At 62.7% G+C, this 21,827-nt stretch carries 23 protein-coding genes; 3 read left to right on the forward strand and 20 right to left on the reverse strand.

The features are described from left to right. Nucleotides 1-5: 5 nt before the first annotated feature. The 17 genes from NKG99_RS29535 to rpoZ all read right to left on the reverse strand — a co-directional run bounded on the left by NKG99_RS29535 (nt 6) and on the right by rpoZ (nt 15,514). Complete coding sequence (locus NKG99_RS29535; RefSeq protein ID WP_352872684.1) at nt 6-422, reverse strand: type II toxin-antitoxin system VapC family toxin; 417 nt, start codon at nt 420-422, stop codon at nt 6-8. Beyond that, on the reverse strand, nt 422-664 hold the full coding sequence (locus NKG99_RS29540; protein WP_352872685.1) for a type II toxin-antitoxin system VapB family antitoxin: 243 nt from the start codon (nt 662-664) through the stop codon (nt 422-424). Before NKG99_RS29540 ends, NKG99_RS29535 begins: the two co-directional genes overlap by 1 nt. Before the next feature lie 47 nt (nt 665-711). Beyond that, entirely contained in the window at nt 712-3,492 is a 2,781-nt protein-coding gene (locus NKG99_RS29545) for a DUF2339 domain-containing protein (RefSeq protein WP_352872686.1), read from the reverse strand. A gap of 82 nt (nt 3,493-3,574) precedes the next feature. Further along, nucleotides 3,575-4,093 (reverse strand): PaaI family thioesterase, encoded by a 519-nt coding sequence (locus NKG99_RS29550; RefSeq protein WP_352872687.1) that lies wholly within the window; start codon nt 4,091-4,093, stop codon nt 3,575-3,577. Then, nucleotides 4,090-4,866, reverse strand: a complete 777-nt coding sequence (gene recO, locus NKG99_RS29555) for a DNA repair protein RecO (RefSeq protein WP_352872688.1) — start codon at nt 4,864-4,866, stop codon at nt 4,090-4,092. The genes NKG99_RS29550 and recO overlap by 4 nt, the downstream gene beginning before the upstream one ends. A 137-nt stretch (nt 4,867-5,003) precedes the next feature. Beyond that, nucleotides 5,004-6,098, reverse strand: coding sequence for a porin (locus NKG99_RS29560; protein ID WP_352872689.1), 1,095 nt, complete (start codon nt 6,096-6,098; stop codon nt 5,004-5,006). 292 nt (nt 6,099-6,390) lie between these two features. After that, nucleotides 6,391-6,561, reverse strand: coding sequence for a hypothetical protein (locus NKG99_RS29565; RefSeq protein ID WP_352872690.1), 171 nt, complete (start codon nt 6,559-6,561; stop codon nt 6,391-6,393). 215 nt (nt 6,562-6,776) lie between these two features. Next, on the reverse strand, nt 6,777-7,670 hold the full coding sequence (locus NKG99_RS29570) for an aminoglycoside phosphotransferase family protein (RefSeq protein WP_352872691.1): 894 nt from the start codon (nt 7,668-7,670) through the stop codon (nt 6,777-6,779). Nucleotides 7,671-7,756: 86 nt separating this feature from the next. Beyond that, nucleotides 7,757-8,683 carry a GTPase Era gene (gene era, locus NKG99_RS29575; RefSeq protein ID WP_126068544.1) on the reverse strand — a complete coding sequence of 309 codons (927 nt, stop codon included), beginning with the start codon at nt 8,681-8,683 and terminating at the stop codon, nt 7,757-7,759. Next, on the reverse strand, nt 8,680-9,435 hold the full coding sequence (rnc, locus tag NKG99_RS29580; protein ID WP_352872692.1) for a ribonuclease III: 756 nt from the start codon (nt 9,433-9,435) through the stop codon (nt 8,680-8,682). The genes era and rnc overlap by 4 nt, the downstream gene beginning before the upstream one ends. After that, nucleotides 9,435-10,184 (reverse strand): signal peptidase I, encoded by a 750-nt coding sequence (gene lepB / locus NKG99_RS29585; protein ID WP_352872710.1) that lies wholly within the window; start codon nt 10,182-10,184, stop codon nt 9,435-9,437. Before lepB ends, rnc begins: the two co-directional genes overlap by 1 nt. 77 nt (nt 10,185-10,261) lie before the next feature. Next, on the reverse strand, nt 10,262-10,675 hold the full coding sequence (gene acpS / locus NKG99_RS29590; protein WP_352872693.1) for a holo-ACP synthase: 414 nt from the start codon (nt 10,673-10,675) through the stop codon (nt 10,262-10,264). After that, nucleotides 10,672-11,271: a DUF2062 domain-containing protein gene (locus tag NKG99_RS29595; RefSeq protein WP_352872694.1), complete on the reverse strand. Its 600-nt coding sequence runs from the start codon at nt 11,269-11,271 to the stop codon at nt 10,672-10,674. The genes acpS and NKG99_RS29595 overlap by 4 nt, the downstream gene beginning before the upstream one ends. Nucleotides 11,272-11,528: 257 nt before the next feature. After that, nucleotides 11,529-11,909 carry a VOC family protein gene (locus NKG99_RS29600; RefSeq protein ID WP_352872696.1) on the reverse strand — a complete coding sequence of 127 codons (381 nt, stop codon included), beginning with the start codon at nt 11,907-11,909 and terminating at the stop codon, nt 11,529-11,531. 65 nt (nt 11,910-11,974) lie between these two features. Beyond that, nucleotides 11,975-12,553, reverse strand: coding sequence for an orotate phosphoribosyltransferase (pyrE, locus tag NKG99_RS29605; protein WP_352872698.1), 579 nt, complete (start codon nt 12,551-12,553; stop codon nt 11,975-11,977). Nucleotides 12,554-12,670: 117 nt separating this feature from the next. Beyond that, the gene (locus tag NKG99_RS29610; RefSeq protein ID WP_352872700.1) at nt 12,671-14,899 is read right to left on the reverse strand and encodes a RelA/SpoT family protein; all 2,229 of its coding nucleotides are present in this window, start codon (nt 14,897-14,899) and stop codon (nt 12,671-12,673) included. Nucleotides 14,900-15,112: 213 nt separating this feature from the next. Then, complete coding sequence (gene rpoZ, locus NKG99_RS29615) at nt 15,113-15,514, reverse strand: DNA-directed RNA polymerase subunit omega (protein WP_023762094.1); 402 nt, start codon at nt 15,512-15,514, stop codon at nt 15,113-15,115. 328 nt (nt 15,515-15,842) lie between these two features. Here rpoZ and NKG99_RS29620 point away from each other — a divergent pair, with 328 nt between their 5' ends. Continuing rightward, nucleotides 15,843-16,424 (forward strand): LabA-like NYN domain-containing protein, encoded by a 582-nt coding sequence (locus NKG99_RS29620; RefSeq protein WP_352872701.1) that lies wholly within the window; start codon nt 15,843-15,845, stop codon nt 16,422-16,424. 11 nt (nt 16,425-16,435) lie between these two features. Further along, nucleotides 16,436-17,092: a uracil-DNA glycosylase gene (locus tag NKG99_RS29625; RefSeq protein ID WP_352872703.1), complete on the forward strand. Its 657-nt coding sequence runs from the start codon at nt 16,436-16,438 to the stop codon at nt 17,090-17,092. Between the two features lie 42 nt (nt 17,093-17,134). Here the strand turns inward: NKG99_RS29625 and NKG99_RS29630 are convergent, their stop codons facing one another. From NKG99_RS29630 to dapA, 3 genes are read right to left on the reverse strand one after another with little or no spacing between them, the layout of a single operon-like run. Next, entirely contained in the window at nt 17,135-17,845 is a 711-nt protein-coding gene (locus NKG99_RS29630; protein ID WP_352872705.1) for a glycoside hydrolase family 25 protein, read from the reverse strand. A gap of 33 nt (nt 17,846-17,878) precedes the next feature. Then, a complete protein-coding gene (gene smpB / locus NKG99_RS29635; RefSeq protein ID WP_013532594.1) occupies nt 17,879-18,358 on the reverse strand; it encodes an SsrA-binding protein SmpB in 480 nt (159 codons plus the stop codon). 25 nt (nt 18,359-18,383) lie between these two features. Then, on the reverse strand, nt 18,384-19,265 hold the full coding sequence (dapA, locus tag NKG99_RS29640) for a 4-hydroxy-tetrahydrodipicolinate synthase (protein WP_352872707.1): 882 nt from the start codon (nt 19,263-19,265) through the stop codon (nt 18,384-18,386). 291 nt (nt 19,266-19,556) lie between these two features. Here dapA and NKG99_RS29645 point away from each other — a divergent pair, with 291 nt between their 5' ends. Next, nucleotides 19,557-21,629: a lytic transglycosylase domain-containing protein gene (locus NKG99_RS29645; protein WP_352872709.1), complete on the forward strand. Its 2,073-nt coding sequence runs from the start codon at nt 19,557-19,559 to the stop codon at nt 21,627-21,629. Nucleotides 21,630-21,827: the final 198 nt, after the last annotated feature.

Raw genomic sequence — 21,827 nt, forward strand, 5'->3', positions numbered from 1 at the left:
CCGAATTATCCCAAATCCGTCAGCAGGAAATCATTGCCCTTGTAGAGCAGCGGAACATCGAGGTTTTTTGCACAGGCATAGGCGAAACAGTCGCCGAAATTGAGATCGGCTTGATGACCAACGGCCTTGCCATAGCGAGCGCTGGCATTGATGGCGTGGAAACCGATCTCTTCGCCGATCACCACATTTTCTCCGCCAATTTCCACAATGAACTGATCGACCAGATCGCGAGCCTTAAGGAGGGCTTCAGCCGTAGGTTTGCGGGAGCCAGCGGCTGCGCGCGCCAGCGCCTGTGTCGCTTCAAAACGCACCAGTGGAGACACGTAGGACAGGCCGGCAAAACCAGAAAGCCGCTTGATCAGCTCCTCCCAACCCGGTTCCCGGTTGAGAATGGCGACAATCACCGACGCATCGACAAACATCAGTCCTCCCACATCTCGTCGGTGAATTTCTTCATGTCGAAATCTGGATTTGGCAGGCCCATCTTCGTCGCTTCCGCCTGCAGCCTCGCTAGCCGGTCGCGCAGCGGCACTTTGGCGCGATTGCGCTCGAGTTCGTGCACAAGTGCGGTCCTCACCGCCTCTGTCTTGCTCGGAGCGTTCGTCTCGCGCTGCAATTTGGCGGCCAGCGCATCCACTTCGTCGTCACGGATATAGAGCGGCATTGGATATCTCCTGGCGGATATCAAGATATCCTATGTTGAATATCCTTTCAAGAGGCTTCGACACCCTCCTTCGCCGCCCGCGTCAGCAGCCGCTGATAGAACAGACCGATGCCGATCAGCACGGCGCCGAGGCCGATGAAGGACAGTGCCCTGAGCACGCCTTCCAGCTCCGACATGTCGAAGATGAAGACCTTCAGCACGGCGATCGCGATCAGCGCGGCGGAGGCAATGCGCAGCACCTGCGACTTCAGCCATACGCCGGCGGTGAGCAGTGCGACGCCGATGATCAGCCAGAGCGCCGAATAGGTGTAGGTCTCCAACTGGCCGAGCCCGCTCCACAAGCCGATGAACTCGCCCTTGAACAGCCGCCTGACCGACAGTGTGGCATAGGCCAGGGCAAGGACGGCCGCCACCACGGCCAGCATCTGCGCATACCATTTCGGCCGCTTGTCCCTGGCATAGAGCGCTAGCCCGCCGGCAGCGATGGCCGGCAAGAGATAGGCGAGGAACAACAGGTTGAACACCGGGATCCGGCCGGTCGATTCGTCTGACAACAACGGATTCAGCACCACGAAGTGCTGAATGACGATGAAAACGACCGAGGCCACACCGGCGGCCATCGAACCATAGCGCAGCACCGAGCTTGGCGAGCGCATGTCGATGGCGACCAGGATGGCGCCAGCGCCGATGGCGATCAGCGTGTAGATCGCCTGTTCGGCCAGCGTCATAGCACCCGTGTCGATGACGCCGCCATGCATGGCATGGCGCACCAGCATGGCGAGCGTGAGCAGCGCAAACAGCGCCGCCGCCGCTTCCATGGCGAGGCGCGGCCGGCCATTGCCAGCCCTTGGTAGTGTGGGGGTGGTGCGCGCGAGCTGCCAGGCGGCAAAGCCGAAGGCGAGCGCCGGCACGCCATAGCCCGGCAGCAGCCAATTGAACACCGGTGTCGTCGACAGAAACTCGGCGCCGACGATGGTCGGGTCAAAGGCGACGCGGCCAAGCACCGCGATCACCGCACCAACCGAAATCCAGCCTAGCACCGGATAGGAGCGCCAGCGCGTGGCTAGCGCCGGCACGATGGCCGCCGCACCGAGCAGGAGGGTGGTCCAGCCGGAATCGAAAGCCATATGCAGCAGCAGCAGGCCGGCGATGGCCGCGCCGCCCAAGGCAAACGACACCGCGATACCGCCCGTGAGCGGCGGCCCTTCGGCCCGTGCGATCCACTCGCCGCCGGCGGCGAAAACGACGACCAGCAGGGCTGCGACGGCGGCATAGACAAAGTCGCGGTCGAGATTGCCGAAGGTGAACCAGAGCGCCAGCAGGATGACCAGCGGAACGATGACGCCCCATGCCGCCCATGAGGCGGCGCGGATCTGCGTCCCGGGGGCGAATCTGCGCGCGGCCCAGAAGCCGGCGCCGATGAAGACCAGGCCAAGTGCGATGCCGATGCGCACTGTCAGCGCATTGGACGTGGCCACAGGCAGCCCATCGACGCCCAGCGCTCCGCCCGAAAGGTCGGAAACGATCGATGTTGGCGGGATGATGCCGAGATAGATCAGCACCGTGACCAGTCCGGCAGCATAAAGCAGCGGCAACGCCAGCGGGAGATAGAGCGCGACGGCCACCATTGCGGCGATCACCACCGCGCCCTGCAAGGCATAGCCGGCGGCGGCAAAGGCGGGGTCGACCGACAGGCCCAGCGCCGAGAATGCGACGAGCAGGCCAGGCACGATGGACGGCCAGTCGAAAACCGTGGCTGGCCCGGTTTCATCGCCACGGCGGGCGAGCCAGACAAGGGCGAGCACGGCCAGCGTGACCGCGTCGATGAACAGGATGGCGGAGAGGTTCGCCCCCGGCGCATCGGTCATGTAAAGGATGGTCCAGACACCGGTGCCGAAAAAGGCCGCCGCCATCAGCGCCTTCCAGTCACGCATGCGGGCGATGACGCCGGTGGCGGCGAGCACGATCGCGAGGTAGCCGAACAGCGCCCAGGGGTTGGGCGCCTGCGAGGCGATCAGCACCGGCGTCACCATGGCGCCGACGAGGCCGATGCCGGCCAGCGCCTGGCCATGGACCAGGGCTGCCGCGATCGTCGCCACGCCGATGGCGCCGAGCAGCGTGAAGGCGAGTGCCGGGCCGATGAAGCCGTAAATGCCATGCGCGGCATAGACGGTGCCGAACAGGATGAAGGCACCGGCAGCCGTCAGGATCGCTGGAATGTAGGCGCCGGCAGCGCCTTGCACCGGCACTTTGAAGCCGGTGCGGCGGATGAATTCGCCGCCGGCGACCAGCACCAAGCCGAGTACCGCGGCCATGGTCAGCCGTACGCCGGGGCCGAAAATACCGGCCTCTATGGTGTAGCGGATCAGGAACAGGCCGCCCAGCGCCAGCGCGATGCCGCCGACCCAGACCGCCCAGCGGGTGCCTAGTGCCGTTTCGACATCCGACTGGCGGGCGGCTTTCGCCGGAGCGGTTGGCTCCGCAGGTTCCGCTGCCTTCGGTGCCGCCTCGCTTGGCGCCCATGGCCCGGACACGACCTCACTTATCGGGGCTTCCGCTTCTGTAGCTGGCGCCTGTGCGGCGCCCGGTTCGCTTATCGCTGGCGAGGGAATGCCGGCCGCGACTGCCGCGGCCGGAGCCACATCGGCGGGCGCGCCATCGGGCGCCGCCTGTTCGGACGGCTTGGCCACGGGCGGCACGGCGCCGGAAAGGACCAGGCTGCGCAGCGCGCCAAGCTCGCGCTCGACAAGGCCAATGCGGCTCTGCTGACGCGAAATGATGACGAACAAGGCGATGATGGCGACAAGGCCGATCAGGCTTTCAAACATGGCGGTTCCCCCAAACCAGGCCAGTTTTCACTGACGTTCAGTCTCACTGACACTCAAATGCGGCGGCCAAACGGCCACAAACTCAACGCGCCGCCAGATTGGCGGCCGGAAAGATCGAGCATGTTTCGGTGCCGAAAGCCAGCAGCTTGCCGCCGGCATCCTTCAGCGTCGCTTCCGACACGGCCAACGTGCGGCCTTTGTGGACGACCTTGCCCTCGCAGACCACCTCGCCGGTCTTCGGCGTGATGGGCCGCGTCAAATTCACCTTGAACTCCGCCGTCGTATAGGCCTCGCCCTTTTCGAGCAGCGTCTGCACGGCGCAGGCCAGTGCCGAATCGAGCAGCGTGGCCGCCCAGCCGCCATGCACGCTGCCCAGCGGGTTGAGGTGGCGCTCGTTGGGCACGCCGCGGAATACCGCACGGCCTTCCGACACTTCGGTCAGTGCGAAGCTGAGCTGGAAGGAGATTGGCGGCGCCGGGTACTTGCCGTCGACGATGCGCTGCAGCAATTCCAAGCCGGTATATTTCAGGATGTCGGCATGCGGAACGGTGCCGAGGCCGAGCGGCGAGACCCGGCCCGGATAAAGCTCGACCTCGCTCATGTGATGTTTTCTCTGGCCGCATCCTCGCCGGCTATGGTCTTGTCGCGCGCGTGATGCTTGCGCAATGCGGCGAGGAAGCCGGCGCGGGCGTCGGGCGGCTCGATGCCGCGCGGTTCATAGACATGGCGGGTGAAGAAGAAACCGGTCAGCCGGAAGGCGTCCTCGACCGCCGCCGCATCCGCGCGCAGGCCGGAGCCGCGCTGCAGGAAGGCCGGCAGAACCAGCATCTTGTCGCGCCATGGTGCGCCTGCTTCACGCGATACCGCGCGACCCGATTTTGGCGAGACATAGGCTAGGTCCTGCCGCGTGCCGGTTGCGGCGCATTGACTGAGATCGAGGCCAAAGCCGAGTTCGCCCAGCACGAGAAGCTCGAAGCGCGCCACCAGTTCGCCGGCGGCATCGGCATCGTCGAGATGGACGATCATCACGGCAAGCGTTTCGTAGAGACCCTCATGCGCGTCGCGCTCGGGCAACAGCCGCAGATGCGCGGCCATGGTCTGCAGCCCATAGACGGCGACGGCGCTGTCCATCAGGCGGGCCGCGTTCATCTCGATCGCCTCGGCCTGGAACGTGCCGAGATGCTCGTCAAGCCGCGCCCGCCACAACAGATCGACGCGATTGCCCGGCTGGAGCACAGGCTGCCGCTTGCGCGAACGGCCGCCACGAACGAGGCCTAGATGACGGCCATGCGCACGCGTCATCACCTCGAGAATGGCGCTGGTTTCGCCATGCTTGCGGGTGCCGAGAATGATTCCCTCGTCGCGCCATTCCATGCTTGGAGCATTTCACCGGTTGGGTGGCGAAATCAAGGGTTGGGTTTGGTGCCCGGCAGGTCGATATCTCACGTCAGCATACAAAAAGCCGCCCGCAGCGATGTGCCGCGGGCGGTCTGGTAAGGTCGGTCGATGCGTTAGAACGAGCGCTGGAAGCGAACGATGCCGCCGACGCCATCCTCGAACTTGTCGTCGAAATTCTTGAAGTAATCGACTTCGGCCGTGATCGTGTAGCCGGGGACGATGGTGTAGGCGACGTTCGCGGCAACCGCGAAGTCCTGGAAGTCCGTGTAGGAGACCTGGGCGTTGAGCTGGACCTTCTTGTTGACGGTGTAGGTACCGCCGCCCCAGACGGCGAAGTTGCCGGTCCATGGCTTGTAGAAGTTCGTCGCCTTGTTGTCGTCGGTCCCGTAGCCCACCATGGCGAACAGGGTCAGGTCCGAGGTCGCCTTGATGTCGAGGCGAGCCTTGCCGGCCCATTCTTCCCAGTTGCTGTTGTAAGCGCCGACCGCGGTGATCGCACCCCAGTCGCCCTTGTACTTCACACCGCCCACGATATGCGGAACGTAGCTGTCGATGGTATCGGCGCCCGAACCTTCTTCGAGTGAGGCCACCGCCGAGAAGCCGTTGCCTGCATCGAAGTAGTAGCTGATCAGGTTGGTGTCCTTGAGGCCGTAGGGAATGATCGTATCCTGGACGACGTTGCCGGCATAGCCGATGAAGGAGTCATAGGCCGTTTCGTCCTTACCGACGCGCAGCCCGCCAAGCTGGATCCAGGCGAAATGCAGATCGGCGGCCTTGTTGCCGGCCTCGCTGTCGATCGGGAAACCATCGGCGCCCTTGGCCGTGGTAACGCTACCGAAGTTGAAGCGCGTCTCGGTGTAGGTCTTCAACGTGCCGAGTTCGGTTTCCTGGCCCGTCCAGGTCTTCAGCGTGAAGCGCGCGTTCTTGTTCCAGGTGTCGTTGATGCCGCCATCCTGGGAATCGATGGCTTTGGTGCCGTCCAGCACGCGATTACCGTCGCCGAAGCTGGCGTCATAGCGGATGTAGCCGCCGATGCGCAGGCAGGTCTCGGTGCCCGGAATGTAGAAGTAGCCGGCGCCGTAGACGTCGCAGATCTTGACGTATTCGGCGGGTTCCGGTTCGGCGACGACGACAGCGTCCGCGCCGCGCGCGCCGGACACCGCGATCAGTGCCGCGGCTGAGCCGAGAAGGAGGCTCTTGATGTTCATTTTCTGACCTCTCCAGTCATAATTTTTAAAATGGCTTCGGATTTGTGGTTGGCGGCAATGTTTTCCCGCCTCACCCCCACACTGAAAAAGGCTCGCACCGCTCCCCCGTTTCGGTGACGAACATACCCATCGATCTTCTACCTTCAATGACGATTTTTGAAATAACTCCGATTCCACCAACAGAATAATGCTGTGTTGCACAAATAACACTTATGCACACTTCGAATGGCACAATCGGCACAACGTCATATATTCAATATATACCAGGATTCTTTCGCGGCTAAGTATACTTTCAACGCATCACATTTCTGCCATGGTGGTCAAAATTCGCAATATCTACCTCGTTTTCATGGAAATCGAACTGATTCTTGCCGCTGCTCTCCATCACGATGACATTCATCTGAATGATCGCGCTCTGTCGTCGTGATAAAGCATCGATAGTGCCCGCCAGGCCGGCCGGCATTTTGCCGAGGCGATCGAAACTCCCAAAGCGCTGTCGCGTCGCCGATTGTGACAGCGGCCAAGCGCTGAAGACGATCTACGTGAGTTGGTTGCGCGCCAATGGAAACAGATCGTACCCGCAACGGCGAGGCCGCCGAACAATATCGGCCGCCCTATGGAGATATCGGAAATCTTTCAGAAACCGCTCGGGGTTTTTGGCCGCATCGCCCCGGCGCCTCAGGCCCGCTGAGCGTGATCGGCAAGCACTTCATCGATCACATGCCGGGATTTTTCAACCTCGACCGGGTTGACGTCTATCCGCCCGGTGGCGGTGATCAACGCCTTCCACAGCGTCCAGCCACGACCGCGCGCCCACATCGCCTCATCGGCCGGAAGGCCGGCGCGAAACGATTCCCGGCTTTTGCCTTCGAAAAGCGTCCACGCGATCGCCAGATCGCAGGCGGGATCGCCGACGCCCGAGGTTCCGAAGTCGATCACCGCGCTCAACCGGCCTTGCCTGACCAGCAGGTTTCCCCAACTGACGTCGCCGTGGAACCAGACCGGGGCGCCGTGCCATGTTGCCGCAAGCGCTGCTTCCCAGACCGCTCTGGCTGCGTCGGTATCGATCTTGCCGTCGAGGGCAGCAATCGCTTGCCGCGCTTCGTTGTCATAGACGGTCAGCGCTCCGCCGCGAAAGAAGTTGTGCTGTCCAGGCGCCGGTCCGCCAGTGGGATCGATACGCTGCAAGGCAACCAGGAACCCGGCCAAATCCGTCGCGAATTGCGGCAGGCTGGCGATACGCTCCCGCTTTGCCGTCTCGCCTTCGATCCAACGGTAGATGGACCAAGGCCAGGGATAGTTTTCAGCCGGAACTCCCATCGCCAGCGGCACGGGGATCGGCAGCGGCAGCAATGGCGCCAGCCTTGGCAGCCAGCGGTGCTCCTTTTCCACTTGCAGGGAATAGGCCGCGGCGCTCGGCAACCGCACGGTCATCTCGTCGCCAAGATGGAAGGTCCTGTTGTCCCAGCCGCCAAATTCAACCGGCCTGACGGCAAGATCCTTCCAGCGGGGAAATTGCGTGGCGACCAGTCGGCTGACAAGCGCTGTGTCGATGTTCAGCCTGCTGTCCATGGACCGGAAGCGGATTTGTTGAGCATGGTCTTTTCCGAAAACCGGTTCCCGCTTTTCGCTGCGTGGACCTTCGGGTCGGGATCGCTTTAGCGCGGAAACTCGAGCCCCATCTCGCGATAGCGTTCGGGGTCGTCGCCCCAGTTCTCGCGCACCTTGACGAACAGGAACAGGTGCACCTTCTGTTCGAGGATACCGGCTATCTCCATGCGCGCCGCCTGGCCGATGGCGCGGATGGTCTCGCCCTTGTGGCCGAGCACGATCTTCTTCTGGCTGTCGCGCTCGACATAGATAGTCTGGTCGATGCGCACCGAGCCGTCCGGCTTCTCTTCCCATTTCTCGGTTTCGATATGCGAGGAATAGGGCAGTTCCTGATGCAGCCTGAGATAAAGTTTTTCGCGGGTGATCTCGGCGGCGAGCTGGCGCATCGGCAGATCCGAGATCTGGTCTTCCGGATAATACCAGGGGCCGGCCGGCAGAGCCTCGGCCAGATAATCGAGCACGTCCTTGCAACCGGAACCGGTCAGCGCCGAAACCATGAATGTGCGCTTGAACGGCACCCTTTCGTTCGCCGCCGCGGACAAGGCCAGCAGCGCCTCGTGCTTGACGCGGTCGACCTTGTTGAGGATCAGCACCATCGGCTGGCGCACATCCTTCAGCCGTTCCAAGATGGCGTCCGCGTCGCCCCGGATACCGCGCTCGGCGTCGATCAAAAGCAGCACGATATCGGCGTCCTTGGCGCCGCCCCAGGCGGTGGTCACCATCGCCGTATCGAGCCGCCGCTTCGGCTTGAAGATGCCGGGCGTGTCGACGAAAACGATCTGCGCATTGTCATGCGTGGCGATGCCACGCACGATGGCGCGGGTCGTCTGCACCTTGTGCGTGACGATCGACACCTTGGCTCCGACCAGCTGGTTGACCAGCGTCGACTTGCCCGCATTGGGCGCGCCGATCAGGGCGACGAAGCCGGAATGCGTGGGGGCAGCTTCCGTTGCCGGCTCTTCGGTAGCGGTCATGCCGCGCTCCCTTCTCTAGAGTGCCCCGCACCTTCCGTTTTTTGAGCCGATGCGGTGGCCCAGACGCCTTCGCGCAAAAGAAACGCCGAAGCCGCCGCTTCTTCGGCGGCCCTGCGCGAGCCGCCGGTGCCGCTTATCGGCGCAAAGCCGCGGACCTGCAAGGACACCGTGAAGATGGGTTGATGGTCCGGGCCTTCGCGCCTTTCGATCACATATTCGGGACGTGCATCGCTGGTCTTGGCAATCCATTCCTGCAAATCGGATTTCGGGTTGAGCGGCTTTGTCACCACCGTCCGCGAGCGCGGTTCCCAATAACGCAGGACAAACCGCCGCGCGGCCTCGATGCCGCCGTCGACGTAAACCGCGGCGATCAGAGCTTCGACCGCATCCGCCAGATAGTTTCCGCCCGAGCCGCGCGACCGCATCTTCAGGGCAGCGTCGGCCCGGACCAGATCCTCGAGCTGCATTTCGATGCCGATCTCGGAGCATGTCTTCGCATCGACCAGCGCGTTGAAGCGCGGCGCGATTTCACCCTCCGGGGCGTCAGGGAACTTTTCGAAAAGCATATCGGCGACGACAAGTCCAAGCACGCGATCGCCAAGGAATTCCAGACGCTGATTGTTGCTAGCCGCCTTGACCGCACTGGAATGCGTCAAGGCGGTCTCAAGCAAGCGGATATCCTTGAAGACGTGGCCGGTCTTGGCCTTCACCAAACCGGCCAGTGTTTCGCCTGTCGGGCGCTTCAAAGCCATCAATTGACGAAGTGGAACAGGCGCGAAGCACGCATCAGCGACGGCCATTTCCAGATTTCGAGCGGGCTCGCCTTGCCGGCGATCGAGAAGAAAACAAGATTGGCGCGGCCAACCAGATTTTCCGCGGGAACGTAGCCGACGGTGAAACGGCTGTCGGCGGAATTGTCCCTGTTGTCACCCATCATGAAATAGTGGCCGGGCGGCACGTCGAATTCGCGCGTATTGTCGCCGATCGAGTTCGAATTCAAGTCGAGCGTGTCGTAGCTGACGCCGTTGGGCAAGGTCTCGCGATAGACGTCGATAGGGCGCGATTCCTCGGTGATGTCGGGATTGTCGATCTGGCCGGTTTTCACGCGCGGCACGCCTGCGCCGTTGATGAACAGCTGGCCGTCCTTGACCTGGATCTTGTCGCCGGGCAGGCCGATGACGCGCTTGATGTAGTCGACGGACGGATCCGGCGGGAACTTGAACACCACCACATCGCCGCGCTCGGGCTCGGAGCCCCAGATGCGGCCCGAAAAGATGTCGGGGCCGAAAGGCAGCGAATAGCGCGAATAGCCGTAGGACCATTTGGTGACGAACAGATAATCGCCTTCCAGAAGCGTCGGCCGCATCGATCCCGATGGGATCGAGAAGGGTTGGAACAACAGCGTGCGGATGACCAGGGCGAGCAAAAGCGCCTGCACGATGACGCTGACGGTCTCGCCAAGCCCGCCGGATTTCTTCACAGTTTTTTCAGCCACGCTCATGTCGTCCTCGATTGTGCGTTGGATGGTATAGAGTCTCGGCGCGCGCTGGGCAACGTCATGCCGGTCGTCAGATGCAATCAATGTGGCGCTTCTTCGACGGGCAACGCCTCTATGATCACAAAGGCTTGTGCGAGCGGGAAATCATCCGTGATGGTGAGGTGGATTGCCGCCCGGTGGCCCTTTGGCAGGATTTTGGCCAGCCGCGCCTGTGCCCCTCCGGTCAGCGCCATGGTCGGTGCGCCGCTGGGCAGGTTGACGACACCCATGTCGCGCCAGAAGACCCCCTGCGCCAGACCGGTGCCCAGCGCCTTGGCGCAGGCCTCCTTGGCGGCGAAGCGCTTGGCGTAGGACGCCGCACGCGCCCGGCGGTTCTCGGAGCGGGCCTGTTCGACCTCGGTGTAGATTCTCTGGATGAAGCGCTGGCCGTGACGTTCCAGCGACTTCTCGATGCGTCTGATATCGATCAGGTCGCTGCCGATGCCGATGATCATCGTGCGGCGGAACCGATGCTCGCGCTAGGATGAGACGATTGCTGATGCCGGCTTGCGCGCTCGGCCAGGCGCTTGCGCCGCTGCTCGCGGAAAGCGTTCATGCCCCAGCGCGTGATGCCATAGAACAGCAGTCCGAACACCAGCCCGAGCGGAACCGCGCCGATCAGCATCGGCTCAAGGATAGGTTTCCACAATTGCGCAAAGGACAGGTTGTGCAGCATCTCGCCCAAATGCGCCGGCGGCCCGTGCCGCGGCAGGCGGTCATGCAGGATGAGCTTGCCTGTTTGCCAGGAGGCGCCCCACAGCAGAGGAAATGTCAACGGATTACCGAAGAACACCGCGCCGAGTGCCGCCGCGACCAGATTGCCGGCAATCACCCAGCACAGGACGGCGGCGATGATGAAATGGAAGCCGACGGGAAAGAACGAAGCGAAGACGCCGGCAGCGACGCCGGCCGCCACCGCGTGCGGTGTGGCCTTCAGCCGCAGGATGCGTTTGGAAAAATACTGGAGCGAGCGCGAAAACGAGCGGCGCGGCCAAAGGTAGGTGCGCACCCGCTCGAAAAGGCCATCAGGCTTGCGGCGTCGAAAAAGCACTCTGTTCCCGTTCCACAGCTTCCGTGCCGGCACTTTCAGCCGGACGTGACAGCCACATATTGCGCTTGACGATCACCCTATGGCAATCGCAACCTTGATATAGCGACGCGCTGGCGGGAGAACAACCAAACACCGTCCGTGCGGTGCGCGCTTGTTGCCGCCTTCGCGATGGCAGTTCTTGCTTCGAACATTGGACAATCGCGGCGAATTTAAGGAACCGGCGGTCGGATCTCCGAAAGGCGCAGCGTCGCCGGCGGCTACGGCAGGTATTCGCTGACCTCGACCAGGTTGCCGTCCGGGTCGCGGAAATAGACCGACATCATCGGTCCTCGGGCCCCGACACGTTCGACCGGACCGAGTTCCACCACCACACCATTGGCCGCAAGACGGGTGCTGACTTCGGCCAGCGGCCGGTCGGCGATCAGGCAGAAGTCCCCCGAGCCCGGCGTCGGCGCCTTGGCCTTCGGCTCGAAGGTGCGGCCGACCTCATGCACATTGATCTTCTGGGTGCCAAAAGCCAACGCCGTCGGCCGGCCCGGCGTGTCGATGCGTTCAAAGCCCAGTACGCTCTGATAAAAATCACAGGTCACTTCAAGCGAAGCCACCGTCAGCACGAAATGATCGATGCCGGCGATCATATCCAATTGCTTTCATGCATGTCGTTACTCCAAAACCGCTGCACACTTCTGGGCGACATGGATGGTCAGATGTTGCGGCTGCCGGGCTTGATCGGCGGGATGGCGGCCAGCTCCGGCGGCAGCCGGTCGGCCGGATAGGCCGGAACCTCGTATTCGGCGAGTGCGATCAGCGGCACGCCGACGTCCGTCTTGCCGGCCGAACGGTCGATGATGCAGGCTGCGGCAACCACTTCGGCGCCAAGCTCGCGCAGGCACTCGATGGTCTCGCGGATCGACAGGCCCGTGGTGACGATGTCCTCAACGATGACGACACGCGAACCTCTGGCGATCTCGAAACGGCGCAGGCGGAACTCGCCCCCTTCCCGCTCGACCCAGATCGCCGGCACGCCGAGATGGCGCGACGTCTCGTATGCCGGGATCAGCCCGCCGATCGCCGGGCCGACGACGTAGTCGATCTTGCCGGGCACGCCAGCGCGGATCTTCTCGGCCAGCGCCTTGCACAGAAGCTCGGTCTTGTCGGCGTGCATGAACACGCGCGCCTTCTGTAGGAAGATCGGACTGCGCAGGCCCGAGGTCAAAATGAAATGCCCTTCCAGAACAGCACCGGCCTCGCGGAAAATTCCCAGCACTTCATCAGTGTTCATTGTTTGCTCCGTGGTGAATGGTGAATGGTGAATGGTGGCAGTGAGCACCTTCTTTCACTATTCACTATTCACTATTCACTATTCACTATTCACTATTCACTATTCACTATTCACTATTCACCCGTTCACACGCCGTGCATCGCTGACGCTCGAATTGTCCTTGAGCTGCGACAGCAGCCGGTTGAGGTGCTTCAGATCCCAGACTTCGAGATCGATCAGCATTTCGGTGAAGTCGGGCGCGGTGCGCACCATCGACAGCGTGTGGATGTTGGCGTCGTTCGACGCAACCACCTGGGCGATATCGGCCAGCGAACCCGGCGCGTTGATGGCGGTGACCGAGACGCGCGCCGGAAAGCGCTCCTTGGTGCGCTCGTCAATGTCCCAGCGCACGTCGATCCAGCGCTCGGGCTGGTCGTCGAAGGCCTGCAGCGCCGGCGACTGGATCGGATAGATGGTGATGCCGGTGCCCGGCTGGACGATGCCGACGATGCGGTCGCCAGGCACCGCGCCTTCCGGCGCGAAACGCACCGGCAGGTCGCCGCGCACGCCGCGGATCGGCACGGCGCCATCACGTGGCTGGTCCTTGTCCTTGCGCGCGGCGCGGCCCGGAATCTGGAACAGCATGCCGGCGGCATTGCGGATCTTCGACCAGCCCTCCTCGCGCGGCTTGGGTGCGGCCGTGGTGACGCGCTCATCCTTGTAGTCCGGGAATACCGCCTTCATGACGTCGGCGGAGGCAAGCTCGCCACGCCCGACCGAGGCCAGCACATCCTCGATGTCCTTGCGCGCCAGCCGGTGCAGCACCTGCTTCAGGCTCTCCTTGGTGAAAGTCTTGCCGGCGCGTTCGAAGGCGCGTTCCAGAATGCGGATGCCGAGACCCGAATATTGCTTGCGGATGGCGTTCTTGGTGGCACGGCGGATCGCCGAGCGCGCCTTGCCGGTGACGACGACCGATTCCCACGCCGCCGGCGGCACCTGTGCCTTGGAGCGGATGATCTCGACCTCGTCGCCGTTTTTCAGTTCCGTCATCAGCGGCATGATGCGGCCGTTGACCTTGGCACCGACGCAGGTGTCGCCCACATCGGTGTGCACCGCATAGGCAAAGTCGATCGGCGTCGCGCCGCGCGGCAGCGCAATCAGCATGCCTTTGGGTGTGAAGCAGAACACCTGGTCCTGGAACAGCTCCAGCTTGGTGTTTTCGAGGAAGTCCTCGGGATTGTCACCCTCGGCAAGCTGCTCGATGGTGCGCCGCAGCCAGGCGTAGGCGTTGGTCTCTTTCGAGATCGCATGGGCGGCACCGTTCGTCTTGCCGCCGGTATCCTTGTAGATCGAATGGGCGGCGACGCCGTATTCGGCAATCTTGTTCATCTCTCGGGTGCGGATCTGCAGCTCGACGCGCTGACGCGACGGCCCGACGATCGTGGTGTGGATCGATCGGTAGTCATTCTGCTTCGGCGTCGAGATGTAATCCTTGAAGCGACCCGGAACCATCGACCATGTGGTGTGGATGGCGCCAAGCGCCCGGTAGCAGTCCTCGATGGTGTCGACGACGACGCGGAAGCCGAAAATGTCGGACAGCTGCTCGAAGGACAGCGCCTTGGCCTCCATCTTCCGGAATACCGACCACGGCTTCTTCTGGCGGCTTTTCACGCTGGCATTGATCGCATGCTTCTCGAACAGCGCCGACAGCGCCTTCTCGATCTCGGACAGCACATCCTTGTTGCGCTCGAAGATTTCGGCGAGCCGGGCGGTGACGGCGCGATAGGCCTCCGGATTGATGAAGCGGAAGGCGATCTCCTCCAGCTCTTCGCGCATGCCTTGCATGCCCATGCGCCCGGCCAGCGGCGCATAGATGTCCATCGTCTCCTCGGCGATGCGCAGGCGCTTGGCCTCCGGCATATGGTCGAGGGTTCGCATGTTGTGCAGGCGGTCGGCGAGCTTGACCAGAAGCACGCGGACGTCTTCCGAAATCGCCAGCAGAAGCTTGCGCAGGTTTTCCGCCTGCTCGGCCTTCTTCGACACGAGGTCGAGCTTCTTCAGCTTGGTCAGCCCCTCGACCAGCTTGCCCATTTCGGGCCCGAACAACTCGTCGATTTCGGCCCGCGTCGCCGTGGTGTCCTCGATCGTATCGTGCAGCAGGGCGACCGCGATCGTCGCCTCGTCCATGTGCATTTCGGTGAGGATGGCGGCGACTTCGAGCGGATGCGAGAAATAGGGATCGCCGGAAGCGCGTTTCTGGTGGCCATGCTTCTGCATGGCATAGACGTAGGCCTTGTTGAGCAACGCCTCGTTGACGTCAGGCTTGTAGCGCTGGACGCGCTCGACAAGCTCATACTGACGCATCATGGGCGGAATCTCGCAGCGGTGAAATGAATCATGCGCCGCACGGCTGTACGGCGCATGTCCGGTACCAACTGTCGCAAATACCAGATTCATGCATTATGCCAAGCGCGGCCCAAACTGCATCTGGTATTTGTGACAGTTGGTACTAGATAGCCACGAAACTGCCGATACGGAAGTGCTGAAGATTGTTCCAGCGACCTCCGGACCCGAGATCGCTTAGTAGTCGTCGCTCTTTTCCGGCGGCACCAGACCCTCGATGCCGGCCAGGAGGTCTTCCTCGGTCATCCGGTCGAAGGTGATGTTCTCCTCGGTGTCATCGGCGTCGGTGGCCGCAACGGCGGCGCCGGTCTGATCGGCAATCGCCTCGCCGTCGGCCTCGGGCTCGTCGACCTCGACATGCTTCTGCAGCGAATGGATCAGATCTTCCTTGAGGTCGTCGGGCGACAACGTTTCATCGGCGATCTCGCGCAGCGCCACGACCGGGTTCTTGTCGTTGTCACGCGGCACGGTGATCGGCGCGCCCTGGCTGATCTGCCGGGCGCGGTGGCCGGCCAAGAGCACCAGCTCGAAGCGGTTGTCGACCTTGTCGATGCAATCTTCAACGGTTACGCGGGCCATGGATGCCCCTTTCATGCGATGGATTTGATGGAAAACAGGCGCGGTCCATAACCCGAACGTCGCCAAAATACAAGCATCATGGCAATGGCGGGGCTGCAGGGCGCTCAATCCTTGGTTCGAACAGCCGATTTGGCAAAACCTGTCTGTACTTATGCGTTCGGCGTCCCGATCACAATTGCTTGCAACGCCGCAACACGCCCTTGGATTGCCGCGAAACTGGCGCTATCTCGGATAGCGTAGAGGTCAGCCGGTTTATTATGAGCCTGACCGAACGTCGCTATCGCATTTCGTTTAGACGGCCGTTTATTTCGAGAAGGAATAATTTTCCATGTTCGACCCTCGTGAAAAAATCGCCCTATTCATCGACGGCGCCAATCTCTATGCGACGTCGCGCGCGCTCGGCTTCGACATCGACTACCGCAAGCTTCTGGCGAGCTTCCAGAAGCGTGGCTATCTGCTGCGCGCCTATTATTACACGGCGCTGGTCGAGGATCAGGAATACTCCTCGATCCGTCCGCTGATCGACTGGCTCGACTATAACGGCTACAAGGTGGTCACCAAGCCAGCCAAGGAATTCACCGACTCGACCGGCCGCCGCAAGATCAAGGGCAATATGGACATCGAGCTCACGGTCGATGCGCTGGAACTTGCCGATGTCGTCGACCACTACGTCATCTTTTCCGGCGACGGCGACTTCCGCACGCTGGTCGAGGCGCTGCAGCGGCGCGGCCGCAAGGTGTCGATCGTCTCGACCATGGCCTCGCAGCCGCCGATGATCTCCGACGATCTGCGCCGTCAGGCCGACCATTTCATCGACCTGACAACGCTGAAGAACGAGGTCGGCCGCGATCCGTCCGAGCGGCCGGTGCGCCGGCCCGAGCCGGCCGAAGTCGATGAGGACGACTACTGAGGCCGGTCGTCTTGACCGCCCTTTCCGCCTCCGAACCCGGCCGCGATTGCCCGCTCTGCCCGCGGCTGCATGATTTCATCGCCGAGTGGCGGCAACGCGAACCATCCTGGTTCAACGCGCCGGTGCCGACTTTTTTGCCGCCGGAGGGCGACGATGCCGTCCAGCTTTTGATCGTCGGGTTGGCGCCCGGCCTGCGCGGCGCCAACCGCACAGGGCGTCCCTTCACCGGCGACTTTGCCGGCGACCTGCTCTACTCGACGCTGATTTCGCACGGTTTTGCGCGCGGCGAGTTCAAGGCGCGGCCAGATGACGGGCTGGAGCTGATCGGCACGGCGATCACCAACGCGGTGCGCTGCGTGCCGCCGGAAAACAAACCTGTAGGCGCCGAGATTGCCACGTGCCGGACATTCCTGGTGCCGACGATCGCCCGGTTTCCCAACCTGCGCGCCGTGCTGGCACTGGGATCGATCGCGCACCAGTCGACCGTACGGGCGCTCGGCGGGCGCGTCGCCGCCTACCCGTTCAAGCATGGCGGACAGTTGCCGGCCGGGGGCATCACGCTGTTTTCGAGCTATCACTGCTCACGCTACAACACCAATACCGGCGTGCTGACCGAAGCGATGTTCGTCGGGGTATTCAGCGAGATAGCGATGTTTTTGCAGAAATAGAGGATGTTTCTGCGGGAACAAAGTTGGGTGTCGGCAGACTTGTCAGCGTGGCGGCGCAGACAGCGCATTCAACACCGCCGGCCCGCCCTGCAGCACATTCAGGTCGACATCGCCGTTGATGCCGTCGACGCGGCCCCTGTTGTGGTACTGCCAGTAGACCCAGTCGCCGCGGTCCGGCTCCAGGAGCAATGAGCGAAGCCAGAGCGGACGGGCAGCGATGCGCCCGGCATAAGCTTCCGCTGCCTCATCGGTCAGATAGACAATCGCGGGCTTGCCGAACGCCGCCTCGACTGGAGCGAGGAACGCGGCCAGTTCGGCGCTCAGCTGCTCGGGCGTTGGCCGCTGCGGACAGTTGCCGCCGAACTCGATGTCGACAACCGGCGGCAGCAAGGGCCGATCGTGCGGTACCACCGAGATGAAATTCTTCGCCTGGTCGGCACCTGGCCGGCAGAAGGTGAAGAAGTGATAGGCGCCGACGGCGAGACCGGCCGCGCGGGCCTCTTCCAGATTCCTCGCGAAGGCATCGTCGACATGATCGCCGCCTTCGGTTGCCTTGATGACAGCGAAAGCGACATCGTCGGCGGCAACACGCCGCCAATCGATCCAGCCCTGATGATGGGAGACGTCGATGCCCCTGACCGGATATTTATCGCGGTCCGGCGAGAATGTGCGGAAATAGAGATAGCCGCCTGCCGCGACGAAACACACCAAGACCAGGCTGGCCAAACCAAAGAGGACAATCCGGTTCTTCAAACGAATGGCCCCAGCCTACCTACGCTGTTTTACCTATCCACGCTCTTTTAAGAGCCGACCCTTCTCGCGCGACCAGTCGCGCTGCTTCTCGGATTCGCGCTTGTCGTGCAGCTTCTTGCCGCGACCGACGGCGAGCAGCAGCTTGGCGCGGCCCTGATCGTTGAAATAGATTTTTAGCGGCACCAGCGTCATGCCTTCGCGGTCGACGCTTTGCGACAGTTTCGCCATTTCGCGCTTGTTGAGCAGCAGCTTGCGGCGCCGGCGCGGCTCGTGGTTGAACCGGTTGGCCTGCAGATATTCCGGCAGATAGGAATTGATCAGCCAGATCTCGCCGCCCTCGACCGAGGCATAGCTGTCCTGGATGTTGGCCTGACCCTGGCGCAGCGACTTGACCTCGGTGCCGGTCAGCACCAGACCGGCCTCGACCGTGTCGAGCACCTCGTAGGAAAACCGCGCCTTGCGGTTTTCCGAAACGGTCTTGTTGTTGGGATCGGCTTTTCTGACTTGATTCATGATGTGGAGAGGTGGCGCCTCATCGCTAATTAATCAAGCCGGCGTGCTTCATGGCCGCGTCGATCTTCTCGGCGGTCGACTGTTCGACCGTGACCAGCGGCGAGCGCAGCACATTCTCGACCTTGCCCAGTTGCGACAGCGCATATTTGGCGCCGGAAACGCCGGGCTCGATGAAGATCGCCTTGTGCAGCGGCAGCAGACGATCCTGCAAGTCCAGCGCCTTGGTGCTGTCGCCGGACAGGGTCGCCTCCTGGAATTCTGCACACAGCCGTGGTGCGACATTCGAGGTCACCGAGATGCAGCCGACGCCGCCATGCGCATTGAAACCAAGCGCCGAAGCATCCTCGCCCGAAAGCTGGATGAAATCCTTGCCGCATGTCGCGCGCTGCTCGGAGACCCGTTCGACCTTGCCGGTCGCATCCTTGACGCCGACAATGTTCTTGAAGTCGTGCGCGAGCCGGCCCATCGTCTCGGGCATCATGTCGATCACCGAGCGCGGCGGGATGTTGTAGATGATGATCGGCAGCTTGGTCGCCCTGGCGACAGCCGCGAAGTGCTCGTACAAGCCGCGTTGTGTCGGCCTGTTATAATAGGGCGTGACGACCAGGGCGGCATCGGCGCCGGCCTTCTCGGCATATTGCACCAGGCCAACGGCTTCCTCGGTGTTGTTGGAACCGGCGCCGGCAACGACCGGAACGCGTCCCTTGGCAACCTCGATGCACACCTTGACCACTTGGCGATGCTCGTCATGCGACAGCGTCGGCGACTCGCCGGTCGTGCCCACGGGAACCAGTCCTGTCGTGCCCTCCGCGAGTTGCCATTCGACGAACGCGCGAAAGGCTTTCTCGTCGAAACGCCCGCTCTTTTCGAACGGTGTCACGAGCGCGGTAAGCGAGCCTCTCAGCATGTCGTCCAACTCCTTGGGACTTCTTTGTTTATGCAGGCCATCGTCCCAAAACCGGTATCCAGTTTTTGGGCGACATGCATCGGTGTTTTGTCTTGCGCGCCTTCTAGCCGAAAGCGAAGCGGCGCACCATAGTCTCGACATTGTTGCGCGGCAAGCATTGCCATGGTGCCAGCAAGCGCAATTCGAACGGCCTCGCTAACTCTTTGTTTACGGGCTCTTCACGACCTAAGTTTAGGCTTCGAGCTTCTCGGCCTGCGGTAATATGCCAGGACAAGGAAAGACGTAAAGATCATGCCGGGCAGTCGGCCTCACCTCTTCGCGCTGCTTGGCGCCACGCTCGCGCTGATGCCGGGCATGGCGATCGGCGGTAGCGTGGATGTGCGGGTCACTTCGGCCATTCCGTTGCCAGGCTCGGCCATTCCGATGCCGGGCTCGGCCATTCCGATGCCCGGCCTACGGGACAAAGCGCAAGAAGATGCCTCACCCGGCGTCGCCCTGTTGAAGAGCGGGCTGGACGCGCTGGCGGCCGGCGATAGTCCCGGCGCCCGTGCGGTGCGCGATGCCCTTCCCGCTCATTCGCTCGACCAGCATATCCTTGCCTGGGCGATAGCGCTTTATGGCGGCGACAAGGTTCCGAGCGGCGACATTGCCGCCGCGGCGAAAATGCTGCCCAACTGGCCGGGCACGGTCGCGCTGCGCAAGAACAGCGAGCGCGCGCTCTATCGCGAGAACCCTGCCTCCGACATCGTCGTTGCGGCATTCGACGGCAGCCAGCCGCAGACATTCGAAGGCGTGACGGTGCTTGCCCGCGCCTATGTGGCGTCGGGCAACGTCAAGGCTGCGCGTTCGGTGCTGTCGCCATTCTGGCGCACCGCGATCCTGGAGGCCAAGGACGAGACGGCGCTGATCAAGGAGTTCGGCGGCCTGATCCCCACCGCCGACCACCGTTTTCGCATGGAGCACATGTTCTATGCCGACCGCGCGAATTCCGCGCTGCGTGTTGCCGGCCTCGCCGGTGCCCAGCAGCTTGCGGACGCCTGGGCAGCGGCCGACAAAGGCGACAAGAACACCGCCAAGCTGCTGAAAGCGGTGCCGGCGGCACAACGTTCGGCTGGATATTTCTTCGCGCAAGCCGAATATCTGCGCAGGCAAGAGGATTTTACCGGCGCCGCGGCCATTGTGATGCAGGTACCGACCGACCGCGAAGCTCTGGTCGATCCGGATGCCTGGTGGGTCGAGCGCCGAGTGCTGTCGCGCGAACTGGTCGACCAGGGCGACATGAAGACGGCCTACCGGATCGTCGCCACACACGCCGCCGAAAGTGCCACCAATGCCGCAGATGCTGAATTCCATGCCGGCTGGTACGCGCTGCGCGGCCTGAACGACCCCAAGCTTGCCGCAACGCATTTCGCGCGCATCGCCGACCTTGCCCAAGGGCCGATGACGCTGTCGCGCGCGTATTACTGGCTTGGCCGTGCGGCGGAAGTCGGCGGCCCGGGCAACGCGAAAGACTATTTTGCACGCGCCGCTGCCTACGGCACGACATTTTATGGCCAGCTTGCCGCCGAGCGGGTCGGCCGGCAGGCGCTGAACATCGTCTATCCCTCGCCAAGTGCCGCCGACCGGCAGAATTTTGCCGGCCGCGAGGCCGTCAGCGCCATCAAGCGGCTGCAAGAAGCGGGCTACGACCGCTATGCCGAGACGCTTTATCGCGATCTTGCCGGACAGTTGACCAGTCCGGGCGAGCTGGCGCTGCTGGCTGTCCTGGCGGAAAAGCAGGGCAACCATTTCATGGCGCTGAAAATCGGCAAGATCGCCGGCGCGCGTGGCATCGATGTCGGCGCGCTGTCGCATCCGCTCGGCGTCATTCCTGATTCGGCCGACATTTCCGGCTCGGGCAAGGCGCTGGCCTATGCGATCGCCCGCCAGGAAAGCGAGTTCAACATCGGCGCCGTGTCCAGCGCAGGCGCGCGCGGGCTGCTGCAGCTGATGCCGGGCACCGCCAAGCAATTGGCGAAGAAGGCAGGGCTGCAGTTTTCGCAGACACGGCTGACCACCGACGCCGGTTACAACGCGACGCTTGGTTCCGCCTTCCTCGGCGAACAGCTCGATCGCTTCAACGGCTCCTACGTACTGACCTTCGCCGGCTACAATGCCGGCCCCAACCGGGCCAGCCAGTGGGTGACCAGATACGGTGACCCACGCGGCAAGGACATCGACGCGGTCGTCGACTGGATCGAGCGGATTCCCTACACGGAAACAAGAAGTTACGTCCAGCGCGTGATGGAGAATTACGAGGTCTACAAGATGCGTATTTCGGGCAAATACGACATCGTGGGCGATCTGGTGAACGGGCGGAGTTGAGGCATGATAGATGTGGCCGCCTTCTTGCTGCGATATTTGCACAGCGCTCGACATCTTTGAATCGCGTCCCTTCACACCCCCCTCTGCCCTGCCGGGCATCTCCCCCGCAAGGGGCAGGGCTGTCCGGGGAAAGTTTTGAGTGAATCGAAATGCCGCATGTGCATGCCCCGTAAAACGGGGTTTGTCCGTCTTCTCTCT

The organism is Mesorhizobium sp. M1409 (assembly GCF_040317535.1).
In the GTDB taxonomy this organism is placed as follows: Bacteria; Pseudomonadota; Alphaproteobacteria; order Rhizobiales; family Rhizobiaceae; genus Mesorhizobium.

What these genes read in the sequence shown, in the direction of transcription:
- NKG99_RS29545 (WP_352872686.1), bottom strand. Translation starts at nt 3,492, where the DNA reads ATGTTTGAAAGCCTGATCGGCCTTGTCGCCATCATCGCCTTGTTCGTC.
- NKG99_RS29560 (WP_352872689.1), bottom strand. Translation starts at nt 6,098, where the DNA reads ATGAACATCAAGAGCCTCCTTCTCGGCTCAGCCGCGGCACTGATCGCG.
- era (WP_126068544.1), bottom strand. Translation starts at nt 8,683, where the DNA reads ATGACCGCTACCGAAGAGCCGGCAACGGAAGCTGCCCCCACGCATTCC.
- acpS (WP_352872693.1), bottom strand. Translation starts at nt 10,675, where the DNA reads ATGATCATCGGCATCGGCAGCGACCTGATCGATATCAGACGCATCGAG.
- rpoZ (WP_023762094.1), bottom strand. Translation starts at nt 15,514, where the DNA reads ATGGCCCGCGTAACCGTTGAAGATTGCATCGACAAGGTCGACAACCGC.
- dapA (WP_352872707.1), bottom strand. Translation starts at nt 19,265, where the DNA reads ATGCTGAGAGGCTCGCTTACCGCGCTCGTGACACCGTTCGAAAAGAGC.
- NKG99_RS29565 (WP_352872690.1), bottom strand. Translation starts at nt 6,561, where the DNA reads ATGCCGGCCGGCCTGGCGGGCACTATCGATGCTTTATCACGACGACAG.
- NKG99_RS29645 (WP_352872709.1), top strand. Translation starts at nt 19,557, where the DNA reads ATGCCGGGCAGTCGGCCTCACCTCTTCGCGCTGCTTGGCGCCACGCTC.
- lepB (WP_352872710.1), bottom strand. Translation starts at nt 10,184, where the DNA reads ATGAGCGTGGCTGAAAAAACTGTGAAGAAATCCGGCGGGCTTGGCGAG.
- smpB (WP_013532594.1), bottom strand. Translation starts at nt 18,358, where the DNA reads ATGAATCAAGTCAGAAAAGCCGATCCCAACAACAAGACCGTTTCGGAA.
- rnc (WP_352872692.1), bottom strand. Translation starts at nt 9,435, where the DNA reads ATGGCTTTGAAGCGCCCGACAGGCGAAACACTGGCCGGTTTGGTGAAG.
- NKG99_RS29600 (WP_352872696.1), bottom strand. Translation starts at nt 11,909, where the DNA reads ATGATCGCCGGCATCGATCATTTCGTGCTGACGGTGGCTTCGCTTGAA.
- pyrE (WP_352872698.1), bottom strand. Translation starts at nt 12,553, where the DNA reads ATGAACACTGATGAAGTGCTGGGAATTTTCCGCGAGGCCGGTGCTGTT.
- NKG99_RS29570 (WP_352872691.1), bottom strand. Translation starts at nt 7,670, where the DNA reads ATGGACAGCAGGCTGAACATCGACACAGCGCTTGTCAGCCGACTGGTC.
- recO (WP_352872688.1), bottom strand. Translation starts at nt 4,866, where the DNA reads ATGGAATGGCGCGACGAGGGAATCATTCTCGGCACCCGCAAGCATGGC.
- NKG99_RS29620 (WP_352872701.1), top strand. Translation starts at nt 15,843, where the DNA reads ATGTTCGACCCTCGTGAAAAAATCGCCCTATTCATCGACGGCGCCAAT.
- NKG99_RS29610 (WP_352872700.1), bottom strand. Translation starts at nt 14,899, where the DNA reads ATGATGCGTCAGTATGAGCTTGTCGAGCGCGTCCAGCGCTACAAGCCT.
- NKG99_RS29535 (WP_352872684.1), bottom strand. Translation starts at nt 422, where the DNA reads ATGTTTGTCGATGCGTCGGTGATTGTCGCCATTCTCAACCGGGAACCG.
- NKG99_RS29550 (WP_352872687.1), bottom strand. Translation starts at nt 4,093, where the DNA reads ATGAGCGAGGTCGAGCTTTATCCGGGCCGGGTCTCGCCGCTCGGCCTC.
- NKG99_RS29540 (WP_352872685.1), bottom strand. Translation starts at nt 664, where the DNA reads ATGCCGCTCTATATCCGTGACGACGAAGTGGATGCGCTGGCCGCCAAA.